General features: G+C 57.8%; 11 protein-coding genes. 3 read left to right on the top strand and 8 right to left on the bottom strand.

The genetic code is table 11. From position 1 onward, the window contains the following. Positions 1 to 2 precede the first annotated feature (2 nt). From C7436_RS17735 to C7436_RS17750, 4 genes are all read right to left on the bottom strand, one after another. A complete protein-coding gene (locus tag C7436_RS17735) occupies positions 3 to 2567 on the bottom strand; it encodes a CHASE2 domain-containing protein (protein ID WP_121208632.1) in 2565 nt (854 codons plus the stop codon). Positions 2568 to 2588: 21 nt separating this feature from the next. Then, positions 2589 to 4223 (bottom strand): FecR domain-containing protein, encoded by a 1635-nt coding sequence (locus tag C7436_RS17740; protein ID WP_370257272.1) that lies wholly within the window; start codon positions 4221 to 4223, stop codon positions 2589 to 2591. After that, a complete protein-coding gene (locus C7436_RS17745; RefSeq protein WP_023008796.1) occupies positions 4216 to 4944 on the bottom strand; it encodes a response regulator transcription factor in 729 nt (242 codons plus the stop codon). Before C7436_RS17745 ends, C7436_RS17740 begins: the two co-directional genes overlap by 8 nt. A 112-nt stretch (positions 4945 to 5056) precedes the next feature. After that, a complete protein-coding gene (locus tag C7436_RS17750) occupies positions 5057 to 7225 on the bottom strand; it encodes a DNA topoisomerase III (protein ID WP_121208633.1) in 2169 nt (722 codons plus the stop codon). Between the two features lie 146 nt (positions 7226 to 7371). On the opposite strand from C7436_RS17750, the gene C7436_RS17755 reads away from it, so the two are divergent. Both C7436_RS17755 and C7436_RS17760 read left to right on the top strand, forming a co-directional pair. Beyond that, the gene (locus tag C7436_RS17755) at positions 7372 to 7728 is read left to right on the top strand and encodes a BolA family protein (RefSeq protein ID WP_121208634.1); all 357 of its coding nucleotides are present in this window, start codon (positions 7372 to 7374) and stop codon (positions 7726 to 7728) included. Further along, positions 7725 to 8348, top strand: coding sequence for an L-threonylcarbamoyladenylate synthase (locus C7436_RS17760; RefSeq protein WP_011785986.1), 624 nt, complete (start codon positions 7725 to 7727; stop codon positions 8346 to 8348). Before C7436_RS17755 ends, C7436_RS17760 begins: the two co-directional genes overlap by 4 nt. Positions 8349 to 8374: 26 nt before the next feature. On the opposite strand, the gene C7436_RS17765 is transcribed toward C7436_RS17760, so the two are convergent. Further along, entirely contained in the window at positions 8375 to 9031 is a 657-nt protein-coding gene (locus tag C7436_RS17765; protein ID WP_121208635.1) for a hypothetical protein, read from the bottom strand. A gap of 264 nt (positions 9032 to 9295) precedes the next feature. Here C7436_RS17765 and C7436_RS17775 point away from each other — a divergent pair, with 264 nt between their 5' ends. Further along, positions 9296 to 10912: a methyl-accepting chemotaxis protein gene (locus C7436_RS17775; RefSeq protein ID WP_121208637.1), complete on the top strand. Its 1617-nt coding sequence runs from the start codon at positions 9296 to 9298 to the stop codon at positions 10910 to 10912. 22 nt (positions 10913 to 10934) lie between these two features. Here C7436_RS17775 and C7436_RS17780 read toward each other — a convergent pair whose 3' ends face one another. Genes C7436_RS17780 through C7436_RS17790 form a run of 3 tightly spaced genes read right to left on the bottom strand, consistent with a single transcriptional unit; the run spans position 10935 to position 12096 of the window. Further along, the gene (locus C7436_RS17780; protein WP_014421981.1) at positions 10935 to 11582 is read right to left on the bottom strand and encodes an MBL fold metallo-hydrolase; all 648 of its coding nucleotides are present in this window, start codon (positions 11580 to 11582) and stop codon (positions 10935 to 10937) included. Beyond that, on the bottom strand, positions 11573 to 11839 hold the full coding sequence (locus tag C7436_RS17785) for a DUF2442 domain-containing protein (protein ID WP_011785982.1): 267 nt from the start codon (positions 11837 to 11839) through the stop codon (positions 11573 to 11575). Before C7436_RS17785 ends, C7436_RS17780 begins: the two co-directional genes overlap by 10 nt. Further along, positions 11836 to 12096, bottom strand: coding sequence for a DUF4160 domain-containing protein (locus tag C7436_RS17790; RefSeq protein WP_022992877.1), 261 nt, complete (start codon positions 12094 to 12096; stop codon positions 11836 to 11838). The genes C7436_RS17785 and C7436_RS17790 overlap by 4 nt, the downstream gene beginning before the upstream one ends. Positions 12097 to 12156 lie beyond the last annotated feature (60 nt).

Genomic DNA, 12156 nt, shown 5'->3' on the forward strand with positions numbered 1-12156 from the left:
GTTCAGAACATTGGGTCTGCGATTGGTAGTTTCAGAGTGAAAGTGGTGCCTTCGCCCGGCCGTGAGTCGACGTTGATCTCCCCTCGGTGTTTCTCCACCACCGTTTTAACGAACGAAAGCCCCAGGCCGGTGCCATGCGCTCCGGCTATCTCGCTGCGCTTCTGTCGATGATAGCGGTCGAACAGTAAAGGCAGTTCCTCCGGATCAATGCCATAGCCCTCGTCTGATATGGCCAGACAGGCCAGATGCGCTGCCTGATAGACGTGAACGCTGACTGCAGAGTCCGGGGGGCTATATTGCACGGCGTTGGTCAAAAGGTTGATGACGGCCCGTTCCAGAAGTTCGGCGTTGCCTTTCAGCCAGAGGTCTTCGGTACCGTTCAGCACGATCGAAATGCCTTTTTCCTGGGCCTGCTCGCACACACTGTCCCGAGCGTTCTCAACAATCGCCAGAAATTCGCATTCGTAGAACCGGGTTTCGGTCAGTTGCTCGGCGCGAGCCAGCTGCACAAACTCTTCGGCCAGATGATAGCTACGCCGCGCCAGCCGCCCCAACTGGTCGAGTTGGTTGGCGTCAATATGGCTGGGATCCCGTTTCAGTTGTTCAATCAGGGCCAGCTGAGAGACCAGAGGTGAGCGAACATCGTGTGAGATGAAGTCGATCGCCTCACGATGCTGCCGTTGCTGCTCCCGGAGTTCGGAGATGTCTGAGATGTTGGCAATAATGCCAAACTGGCGACTGTTTTGCAGGGCAAAAGGTGCCAGGTGGATGAGAAAATCTTTACCGTTCAATGTCAGGTCTACGGTTCGGCTTTGTCTCAGGGTCAGCGCCTCTGAAATGGTTTCGAACCAGGGCGGCAAGTCCCGGGGGTCGTGGCCATCAAGGAGGGTGGCCAGGGGCATGCCGCTGAGGCTTGGCATAGGCTCGCAAAACCAGTCTTCAATGTGACGGTTGGTAAACCGTATAACGCCTAATTCATCGGTCACGATGATGCCATCGGGCATGTGCTCGAAGCTGTGGCGAATAAACGCCTGCATTTCTGCCAGCTTCTGGGTGGCAATGCGCACTTTCTCGATCCGGGCCGAAATGTTTTCCCGGGGCCCCTTCTGGCGTTCACTGTCTGCATGGGGCTCCAGCTCCAGCTGGTTCAGATAGCGCTGGATGACCTCCCGACTGAGGTCGTTCGGCAGTGTCAGGCCGAGCAGGTAGCTGGTGCCGCCACGAATCAGCGTTATCCAGCTTTGGTTCTGCTGGTGTTCCCACCGTCCTGCCGTTTCCGTGGGTGGGGCCTGGGCAAGGGTCATTTCCTGTACTTCCAACAGGTCATCCTCTGCTGCCAGCAGCCATCCGGGTGGGTGGAACAGCGCACGCAAGTGCATCAGCAGTTGGTGAGGATGCCGGTTCGAAGGTTCAGGGAGGGATAGCCGCGGCGTTCTGGTCATCTCGTCCAGTTGCCGGTTGAGAAAGCGATTGGTCATGGCAAGCCGGAGTGCACTGGCAATGGGCATCGCGGCCATCGGCAGAATCAGGGCGTTGGCTACGGACAGCTGAACCCGGGCCCCAATTAGCAGCAATACATAACCGGCTACCAGTCCTGCGGCAATGGTTGCACATGCCAGCAAGGTGGCAGCAGGGCGCAGGCGAGGAAGAAGCAGAGCTAACAACAACAGCACGAGCAGGTTCAGTGCGGGTGCTACCCAGGGCTCCGCCGGCACGATCAGTATATTCTGCTTACTCGCGGAATAGACATTGGCATGGAATTCCACCCCGGACATTGGTCGGCTCAGACCGGAAAACGGCGTTGGCAGTATGTCGCCAAACCCCGCAGCGGTAGCGCCGACCAGAACGGTTTTGCCGGCAAACTCCTGCGGTGAGGGCGGGTGGCTCAGCACGCTCGCGTAGGAGTAGGTGGGTAAGGTGCCGGCCCCGCCTGCCAGGGGCACCAGCCGATAATCCTCCCGGACGTTGATGTAGTTCGGCAATTGCGCCTGCATCTGATTCGATATTGGCAGGTGAGCGGCGAGTGACAGGGTCGGCCATAATCGGCCGGCAAGGCCGTTGTACAGATAGAGCCCGCGGGCGACGCCATCTGTGTCCAGCTCGATATGGGCATGCCCGATTGCCCCTGCGGCACCTGCCAGGCTGGGTGTGGGGAGTTGTTCACTGATCAGCCGTTCCCGGGTTGGAGCGGTAAGATAGGCTGGTAGAACAACGTTGCCATGGCGGGCCATGGCGCTAGCCAGTTCCTCATCGCCCGGCCCGGCTTCCGGAAACAGGATGTCGAGTACAATGGTTTCTGCGCCCGCTTGCCGCAAGGTGTCGATCAGCGAGGCATGCAGACTTCGGTCCCAGGGCCATCGGCCAACCTGTTCCAGGCTGAACTCGTCAATGGCAATGATGGCCACCGAATCATCCATGGGCGCTGGCCAGGTTGTGATCGCCCTGTCATACATCCAGTCATTGATTCGACTCGGCAGCTCAGTCGCCTGAATCAGTAGCAGGGTGGTGACGAGTAGCAGGCCCAAGGACCACGGTGTTGTTGTTATCGGTAACCAGTCCCTTCGCATCGGCCTTTTTGTCGTAGAAGGTTAGTCGAGATACAGCTCCCTGCCCGGGCCCCAGCGACTGGCAAGAGGGCCGTCAGAAAGCGCTTTGACGCGGACAAAATACCTTCTTCCGGGAATCAGGCGCAAGGCCGCAGTGGTATCGGCGATATCGGCTTCCTTGATGATATTGCGAAACGCCGGCTCTTCAGCCAATTGCAGACGGTAATCCGTGGCGGTGTCGATGTTTTCCCAGAACACCCGAACCTGGCTGTCCAGATAGTTCACGCTGATAATCCGGACTGGCGGCAGAGTGCCGTTAACAACGATCTTGCGCGGTTCGGAGGTGGCAACAGAGCTGCCTCCCGCCTCCGTAACCACGCGCCAGTAATACTGGCCGGGGCTCAGGGGGCGCGACGGAAGCGCCTGGCTTTCCGGCGCCCACTCGCTGGTTGTCACCAACTGCCGGAAGCTGTCATCTTCGGCGATCTCCACCCGGGCAACTTCGTTGGCGCCATTGAGTTGCCAGCGGAATTCCGGCATGTCGTCGTTCACGCTCTCGCCATCAGCCGGTGCGGTGAGGTCCGGCTTTTTTGCCTGAAGGTCTACCTCAAGTTCCGCGGTACCGGGCATTCCGGCAATACCGCGCTGATCAATCGCGGCGAGCTGGATTTCGTAGCGGCCATTGTCAAGTTGGGCGATGTCGAAACGGGTACCAGCCACATCACGACTCTGCACCCAGGTGCCTGATGCCTGGTCAAAAATGTCCAGCCGATAGGCCGGGTAACCGCCTGCCTGCCAGGACAGTTCGGCCGGAAGCTGAGTAAGCACCGATGGCAAGGGATTCATGGTTGGCGCTGGCGGAAGTTGCCGAATATTCAGGGCGCCTCCGTTGGCGGTGGAAACACTCGCGCCATAGCCGGCTGGAATGCGGCGGGTGTTGCCTGGCTGGCCGAAGTCCACCACACCTTCGGTAACCTGCACGCTGCTGCCGTTGGTGGTGGCTTGAATGGCAAATACCGTACCCCGGACCGCGGCGACAGCGGATGGTGTTTCGATTTCGAAGCGGGCTCCGCCCTCAATGACCGGGCGAACACGGGTGTGAACCTCGCCCCGTTGCAGGCGAAGCCGGGTGTCGACCATGCCCGATTTGCCAAACTGGGTCAGGCGATTGAACATGAGGCGGGAGTTCGGGGAGATCCGGAGTTCCGAGCCGTCGGCCAGTTCAATGGTTGCCGATCCGGCACCGGAGAGAATTTCGTCGCCAACCCGGACAATCGAATCTTCGGACAGAGGGAGTTTTCGCCCATCCATTCCGGAGATCTGTTGCACGTTGCCGGTGACCGCAATCACCCGGGCCGGTTCGGGCTGACGTTTCAGCCAGTTTACGGGAATGCGCAGGGTATCCCCGGCGCCGAGTTTGGCGTTGCTGGCCAGGCCATTATGCTCCAGCAGTCGTTGCTGTGTGGTCTGCTGGGAAAGCAGCGTCTGGGTTATGCTCGCAACCGTATCACCCTGGCGTAAGGTATAAACCCACTCCGGGGCATTGTCCCGTTGTTGGCTGCCGGATACCGCAGAACCCCGTGCGATTGACAGCTCCGCGACAGTGGTCGCTGGTACCATGAACGCCAGTGCAAGGAAGGCCAGGGTTTTCAGGTGCTTGCTCAGAGCGTCAGGCATTTGCAGTGTCATCGTTCCGAATTTCGTTTGCGTCACCGGGCTTGATGGCTTCGAGCCGATAGCCTCGCTGGTAGATGGTCTTGATGCGAAATCCGTTTTCAGGGTTGAGCCCGAGCCTTCTGCGAAGGCGGCTCATATGCGTATCCACCGTGCGGGTATTGATGTCCCTGGTCAATCCCCACACCCGCTCCAGCAGCATTTCGCGGGTGAGCAGGCGGCCCTGGTTCTGGAACAGGAACAGGGTCAGGTCGAAGTCCTTGTCGGTGAGCGTTAGTGGCTCCCCGTGCAGGAGAATTATGCGTTGGTTGGTGTTGATCTCGAAGGGCCCGTAGACCAGAACCTCCTTTTCGATTTCCGGGTTGCTGCGGCGGGCCAGTGCATTGATGCGTGCGACCAGTTCAGCCGCTCGTGCCGGTTTGGCGATATAGTCGTCGGCGCCGGCATCCAGGGCACGAACGATGTCGGTTTCACTGTCACGCTGGGTCAGGAAAACGGCCGGCACAGGCCATTTCAGCTGTGCCCGGATGTTCTCCAGTACCTCAATTCCGGTCATGTCCGGGATCTGCCAGTCCAGAATGATCAGATCATAACTGCGGTGCAAAACGGCACCGAGAAACGATTGGCCGGTCGGAAAGCTGTCACAGTGATGTCCTTTCTCTGAAAGGATGGACTGGATGTGCTGCGCCTGTTCGTGTTCGTCTTCCAGCAGAGCAATGCGCATTAAGCCTGGCCCTCGATCGTGTTGCCTGGTTTATATACCGTAGCGCAGAGCCCTTGGTCAGACCCTGCAGTGTCGGGGATTATCCCAAAAAATGAGTTCCCGTTCAGTATCGTTATGTAGAATTCCGTAAGTCCACCGCTGGCCGGCCGTTGTGATCATCAACTGTTTGTCGGCAGCCGGGGAAATTGCTGCAGCCCCAGAACCAGCCTTTTTTGCTTTTGCGCCGCACCAGGGGCGAGAAACAGTGGGGGCAGGGTACCGGTTTCTGGCTGGTTCCGTCCTCGGGTTGATGGTCCTCCAGGGGGCGGGTGCCCTTGCAGGCGGGGTACCGGGTGCACGCAAAAAACGCACCGAACTTGCCCTCCCGTTCAACCATCGGCGCCCGGCATTTCGGGCAGTGAATGGCGGTGCCTGGTGTCTCTGTATTCGCCAAACCCGCAGCGGGCGCTTGCGCCATGAATCCGCGGATTTCATCTTTGAGGGATTCCAGAAACGCTCTTGGGTCCTCTTCGCCCCGGCGAACGCCCTCGAGAGTGGCCTCCCAGACAGCGGTGCGATCCGGCGTACGAATCGATTCCGGTAGCGCCGCGATCAGGGATTTCCCCTTGTCGGTGGCGCGGATAAAGCGTTTTTCCCGGAACAGGTAATCGCGGCGGAACAGCGTATCGATAATGGCTGCGCGAGTCGCTTCGGTGCCAAGGCCATCGGTTTCCCGCAGCGTTTTTCTCAGCTCGTTGTCGGCGACAAAACGGGCGATATTGGTCATGGCCGATAGCAGCGTGGCATCGGTGAAGTGTTGTGGCGGCTGGGTTTTGCGCTCGTTAGTCTGGGGGTCAGTGCAAAGGACCGGCTCGTTTTTTTCCAGTCTTGGCAACGGAGCTTTTTCTGGCTCTTGCCCGGGTTCCCGCTTGCGGATTTCCAGCGTTTTCCAGCCTGGCTCGATCACGGCTGTCTCGGTGGCGCGAAAGCGATAGTCCTGAATCGCGACCGTCAGCCGGCCTTCCCGATGCACGGCGTCAGGTGCAAACTGCATCAGATAGAATCGACTGATCAGATCGTAGATTTTCTGTTCGGCCGAAGACAGCTTGCCGTTTGGTGCGGGCCGCACTGTGGGAATGATTGCGTGGTGGGCATCCACTTTTTGGTCATTCCAGGCGGCAGAGCGGCGTTCTGTACCGGTTTTCTCGCAGAATCCGGACAAATCCGGGGCGACACGGGCGATGGCACGAATCACCGCCTCCCGTTGGCTGAAATGCTCCTCTGGCAGGTAGCGGCTGTCTGACCTTGGGTAGGTAATCAGTTGATGGCGTTCGTACAGGTTTTGGGCGGTGTCGAGCACGTCTTTCGCGCCCATCCGGTATAGTCGTCCAGCCTCTATCTGGAGTGCAGACAGCGACAGAGGTAACGGCGGCGGTTCCGGGCGATCGCGTAACCGGGCTTCATCAATTCTGCCGGGTCGACCGCTGATGGCGGCGACAATCTGCTCGGCTACCGACTTGTCCAGCAGCCGGTTTTCTTCATCCAGATGATCCTGAAATTCGTCACCGGGTAACCAGCGAGCAATGAACGGTCGCTGGTCGGCCTCCGGCTCGCTGGCCTGGAAGGTGGCTTCGACCCGGTACCAGGGCTTGGGCTGGAAGTGCTCGATGGTGTTGTCTCGATCCACCACCAGGCCCAACACCGGAGTTTGTACCCGACCCACGGAGAAGACGCCCTGTTCGCCCCGGGTTTGATAGCTGAGGGTATAAAATCGGGTGAGATTGATGCCATAGAGCCAGTCGGCCCGCTGTCTCGCCAGCGCAGAATGGGAGAGTGGGCGGAACTCCCGGTTGTCTCGGGGGTTCTGTATGGCGCGGGCTACCGCCTTGGGGGTAAGGTCGTTGATCAGTATCCGTTTTACCGGTGCCTTGGTGCCGAGATAGCGCAGGACTTCGTCGACCAGTAGCTGGCCTTCACGGTCGGGATCGCCGGCGTGGGTGATGAGGTCGGCCTTGCGAACCAGGGCTTCAAGAACTTTGAATTGCAGGCGCACGCTGTCTTTGGGCGTCAGTTGCCAGGGTTCCGGGAACATGGGCAGGTCTTCAATGCGCCATTTTTTCCAGGCCGGGTTATAGCGCGCAGGCTCGGCGGGCTCCAGCAGGTGGCCTATACACCAGCTTACCGTGGCAGCATCCGGTCCTTTACCGCAGCGTATCCAGCCCTGGCCTTTCTCGTGGGGGCCGGGCAGTGCGGCGGCGATGGCCCTGGCCAGACTTGGCTTTTCGGCGATGTACAGGTGCATGGGTATCTGGGGATTGGTTGCTGGCAGGGGAATGTGTCGCTTTGAGGCTTTTGTGTCAAGGGCTTCGGGGTTCCGCGGCGTACTGTAGTAGACTGTTTACACAGCAGGTCGGGACATTGATGCTTAAAGTCCGGAGTAGGTGTTTTATGAAAGTACAGGAAAGCATAGAGGAAAAGCTGGTCGCGGGCTTTAACGTCAGCGTGATTTCTGTGGAGAACGAAAGCCATATGCATTCGGTGCCACCCAACTCTGAAACCCATTTCAAGGTAACGCTGGTTTCAGCGGATTTTGAAGGGCAGATGAAGGTGCGGCGCCACCAGGCAATTTACAAGGTTCTGGCTAATGAACTGGCGGGGCCGGTGCATGCTCTGGCATTGCATCTGTATACGCCGGAAGAGTGGACGGCCAGTGGTCAGGCGTCTCCGGTTTCGCCCAACTGTATGGGCGGGTCGAAAGGTGATGCAGCAATGGACAAGAAGCTTCAACAAGGAGCTAATGGATGAGCCAGTTTTTTCAGATTCACCCGGAAACACCGCAAAAGCGTCTGATCAAGCAGGCGGTGGAGATTTTGCGCAAGGGTGGGGTGATTGTCTATCCCACAGATTCAGGCTACGCACTGGGCTGTCACCTTGGTGACAAGCAGGCGGCAGACCGTATCAAGCGAATTCGGCGCCTGGACGACAAGCACAACTTCACCCTGGTGTGTCGTGACCTGTCAGACATCGGGGTTTATGCCAAGGTGGACAATACCCAGTATCGGTTACTGAAGAATTTCACGCCGGGCCCGTACACCTTTATTCTGGACGCGACCAGCGAGGTGCCTCGCCGGTTGCTGCATCCCAAACGGCGGTCTATCGGCATCCGGGTTCCGGACAACGAGATTGTTCGGGAATTGCTGGGTGAGCTGGGTGAGCCGATTATGAGCAGCACCCTGATTCTGCCGGGTGAAACCGAACCTTTGACCGATCCTTACGATATTCGCGAGACCCTCGGGCATGAGCTTGATCTGATTATTGATGGCGGTTTCTGCGGTATGGAGGCTACCACGGTGGTCAACTTTACCGGTGATGTGCCTGAAGTTACGCGGGTGGGCAAGGGTGATCCGGCCCCGTTTCAGGTTTGATCTGATTAGCAGTTACCCCCGGGCTTTCAGGCCCGGGTATTCAGGCTGAAGGCGTAGCGTTGCTGCGCTGTGATACCTGTCTCGGCGGGTGTGGCGGTGCGGCGAAGGCTGTCATAGCGGTGGATGACATCTTGCAGTCCATTGAACTGCTGGTTTTCACTGAGCAGTGAATCCAGCAGGGAATTGTTCACGCCATAAGCCTGATTGAGCTTGAGCGCATTATCCATGAAGTGCAGGGTGGGTTCGGTCACGCTCAAGCGGCTTAACGCCTCACCAAATCCCCGGTTGTTGTTGAGATCCTGTTGTATCCTCTCCCGCACCTGGTCGGGAATTTTGCCGTCCAGCTGAATGCTGCCTTGCTCGGTTTTGCTCACGCTCAGCGCCGTTGCCGGGTGTACGTTGTATTCGGCAAGTTTGTGCCGCAGAGTTTCGCGAACGTAGGACAAATCCTGGGCTACCGTCTGTTTGTACTGGGTCAGTGGCAATTGCCGGGTTTTCTGGCTGGCGGGGTTGCGATCCTGCCATTGGGACGGTGTGAAGCGGTCGTCGGTGCTGCTCTGGGGCTCGCTTGCGGTGGCGCCTTCATTGGTTTTTCCGGCGGGTACGTCAGTGCGTGGCGCGCGGTTGTCCATGGCTTGCTGAAAGCGCGTGCTGGCCTGTAACAGTGATGTCAGCAATGACATGGTTGCCTCCCCTGAACGGAAAATCTCTGCCGGATATCACGGAATTAGTCCGTGATGCACCAGGCTTTGCAGGTTTCGGGCCAATCTGCCTTGCCTTCTGGTTTGAGTGTGCCGGGACGAATGTAAAACATTGCAAGGAATGACATAGCGGGCGCGTCCGGATGATCTGCGTCATAAAAAAATTGATGCATATCTATAAAGTTATGCGCCAATTCGCCGTCATTACTCTTGGATGTCCAGATCATCTTCTGTTGTCGGGGTCACATGAAAAAACAATCCTCAATCCGTTTCCTGTTATTGGCAGCACTGGCTGCGGCTTTCACCGTCATTCTCGTGTTTACGGTTGTTTACAGCGCGCAGTCCCAGCGAGCCCACCTCGAGGATTTCAGCCACAAATACGTGGATGGTCTGGCAAAGTCCTTTTTCGATGGCCTTAACACCATGATGGTGACGGGTACCATTAATAACCGTGATGTTCTACGGGAGAAGGTGATGGCTCCTGAGGACGTACTGGATGTTCGGGTGATCCGCAGCGATCAGCTTAATGCCATGTACGGTGCAGGTAATGCCGCCGAACAACGCCGTGAGCCGCTGGACATGAAAGCGCTGGATGGTGAACGGGTAGAGCACTATTCGGAGAACGACGCGGGTCGTGTCTACACGTTGATCGAGCCGGTTATTGCCAGCGAAAACTATCAGGGCGTGAACTGCCTCGGCTGTCACCAGGCCCAGGAAGGGGACGTGCTTGGCGCTATTCGGGTCGACTATTCTTTGGCGGAGAGCGACGCGCGCCTGCAGCAGCAGTTGATGGTGAGTGGCGGTATCCAGATTCTGATCTTTGTGGTTATTTTCATACTGACTACCGTAGTGTTGGGGCGCCTGGTGTTTTCCCGCTTACGTCGGCTACACGACCGAATGGATGAAATCTCCCGCAATTCGGATCTCTCCATAGAGCTGGAGGTAACCCGAAACGATGAGATTGGTTCGGTCTCTCGTGCGTTCAATCGGATGGTCGCCAAGATCCGCGCCAGCATGCATACGGTGATGGACAACGCAGAACAGGTTGAAGCGGCGGCCCGCACCATTGCCGGTAAGGCAGAGACCACCGAGCAGGAAGTGCTGGCCCAGAAAGACAATACCGACCAGGTGGCCAGTGCCACCACCGAGATGGCCGCTTCCGCGGTGCAGGTTCGAGAGAACGCGGTGACTACCGCACGGAAATCGGCCGATACCACCAAATCGGCAGAAACCGGAGAGCATCTGGCTAGAAATGCGGTTCAGGGTATTGAATCTCTGAACGCGGAAGTCCAGAACGGTGCGCAGCGTATTGAGCAGTTGGATCAGCGGACAACGGAAATGGCCTCACGGCTGGAGCTGATTTCCGAGATTGCCGACCAGACCAACCTGTTGGCCCTGAACGCGGCGATTGAAGCGGCCAGAGCTGGTGAGCAGGGCCGGGGATTTGCCGTGGTCGCAGACGAAGTCCGGGCGCTTGCCTCGCGCACTCAGGCGTCCACTGAGGAGATTCGCCAAACCATTGAGGGGCTGAAAAAAGAGGTGGTGGATTGTGTCGGTACCATGCGCCATGCCTCGGAACTTGCCCAGCATCAGGTGGATTCAATTCTGAAAGTGGAAACCGAGCTGCAAACCATTGCTGCAGCGGTGCGTGAAATCACGGGGCTGAATGAGGAAATGGAGAGTGCGGCTAACGAGCAGAGCGAAGTGTCGGACTCCATCAATCAGAACGTGATTGAAATCAGCCGCTCTGCCGAGCAGACCTCCAGCGATGCCCAGGAGACCGCGCGAATTGCAGGGGATCTGCTGGCCATGGCGGAAACCCTGCGCAAAACCATCGAGCAGTTCCGCCTGTCCCAGAGCTGAAATGGGCGATATACCGGGGCACTCAGCCCCGGTGATCAGACACAAACGGATTGGTGGCGCGTTCCTGGCCAAACGTAGACATGGGGCCGTGGCCACAGATAAAGCTAACGTCATCCCCGAGCGGGAACAGCTTTTCCCGGATAGAGTGAATCAGGGTGTTGTAATCGCCTTTCGGGAAATCCGTGCGGCCAATGGAACCATTGAACAGCACGTCACCCACCTGGGCCAGTTTTGAGCCTCGATGGAAAAACACCACATGGCCAGGGGTGTGGCCCGGCGTGTGCAGTACTTCCAGGGTTTCATTGCCAACGGTCACTGTATCCCCGTCTTCCAGCCATCGATTGGGCGTGAACACCTCCGGCGCCGGAAACCCGAACATCTGTGCCTGCATGGCCAGGCCCTGAATCCAGAAGTTGTCGTCCTTGTGCGGGCCTTCAATGGGCAGCCCCGCTGATTTGGCCAGCTCCGCCGTGCCGCCGGCGTGATCTATGTGGGCGTGGGTGAGAAGGATCTTTTCCAGAATCACGCCTTCGTCCTCGGCTGCCGCCAGAATGCGATCCAGGTCCCCGCCAGGGTCGACCACCGCTGCTTTGTGGGTTTCGGTACACCAGAGCAGGGTGCAGTTTTGTTCAAAGGGTGTGACGGGTACGATCTTGTACTTCAGCGACATACTGTTCCAGTTTGTTCAGATTTGATTTTGCGGTAGAGAGCATCCGGGGCAATGTCTGCTTCGTTGGGCCAGCAGATGGCTCCGAACTCATCAACTTTTGCTTGAGCAAAGAATGCCGGGTCTTTCAGGGGCTCGAACATCGGGCCAAACAAACGATCTGCAAGGCTGATCTCGCCGTGAGTACCATCATCGAAGGTGACGGCCAGTACGTAATCGGCCTTGGCTTCCACATGGGTGACTCTGGGCATGCTGTTCATTCCAATGGCTCTATCTTCTTCAGTGGCTGGTGCAGCTCGGCAAGGCGCCAGTCTGCGATAAGGTCCTGCCGGTGTTCAAAGGCCCATTCGATAACCATCGCTTTGGCTCTTTTGGGCAGTTTGCCCTCAACAATCTCCAGCGTTTCGATCAGAATGATGGCCTCGTGTTCCCCATAATAAGCGTGAAAATGGGGAGGATTATGGTCATCGTAATACATCCGTATCAGAATGCCGAAGAATTCACTGATGGTTGGCATGGGCCCTCCGTGGCTCATAAGGTGTCATATTTTGGTAGACCGATAATAACAATCTGCGGA

The organism is Marinobacter nauticus, assembly GCF_003634635.1.
Taxonomy (GTDB): domain Bacteria; phylum Pseudomonadota; class Gammaproteobacteria; order Pseudomonadales; family Oleiphilaceae; genus Marinobacter; species Marinobacter nauticus.

Bases quoted from the DNA above. Each gene is read 5' to 3' on its own strand.
- C7436_RS17765 (WP_121208635.1), bottom strand. From the start codon at position 9,031: ATGTCATTGCTGACATCACTGTTACAGGCCAGCACGCGCTTTCAGCAA.
- C7436_RS17790 (WP_022992877.1), bottom strand. From the start codon at position 12,096: ATGCCAACCATCAGTGAATTCTTCGGCATTCTGATACGGATGTATTAC.
- C7436_RS17745 (WP_023008796.1), bottom strand. From the start codon at position 4,944: ATGCGCATTGCTCTGCTGGAAGACGAACACGAACAGGCGCAGCACATC.
- C7436_RS17735 (WP_121208632.1), bottom strand. From the start codon at position 2,567: ATGCGAAGGGACTGGTTACCGATAACAACAACACCGTGGTCCTTGGGC.
- C7436_RS17750 (WP_121208633.1), bottom strand. From the start codon at position 7,225: ATGCACCTGTACATCGCCGAAAAGCCAAGTCTGGCCAGGGCCATCGCC.
- C7436_RS17740 (WP_370257272.1), bottom strand. From the start codon at position 4,223: ATGCCTGACGCTCTGAGCAAGCACCTGAAAACCCTGGCCTTCCTTGCA.
- C7436_RS17785 (WP_011785982.1), bottom strand. From the start codon at position 11,839: ATGAACAGCATGCCCAGAGTCACCCATGTGGAAGCCAAGGCCGATTAC.
- C7436_RS17780 (WP_014421981.1), bottom strand. From the start codon at position 11,582: ATGTCGCTGAAGTACAAGATCGTACCCGTCACACCCTTTGAACAAAAC.
- C7436_RS17760 (WP_011785986.1), top strand. From the start codon at position 7,725: ATGAGCCAGTTTTTTCAGATTCACCCGGAAACACCGCAAAAGCGTCTG.
- C7436_RS17775 (WP_121208637.1), top strand. From the start codon at position 9,296: ATGAAAAAACAATCCTCAATCCGTTTCCTGTTATTGGCAGCACTGGCT.
- C7436_RS17755 (WP_121208634.1), top strand. From the start codon at position 7,372: ATGAAAGTACAGGAAAGCATAGAGGAAAAGCTGGTCGCGGGCTTTAAC.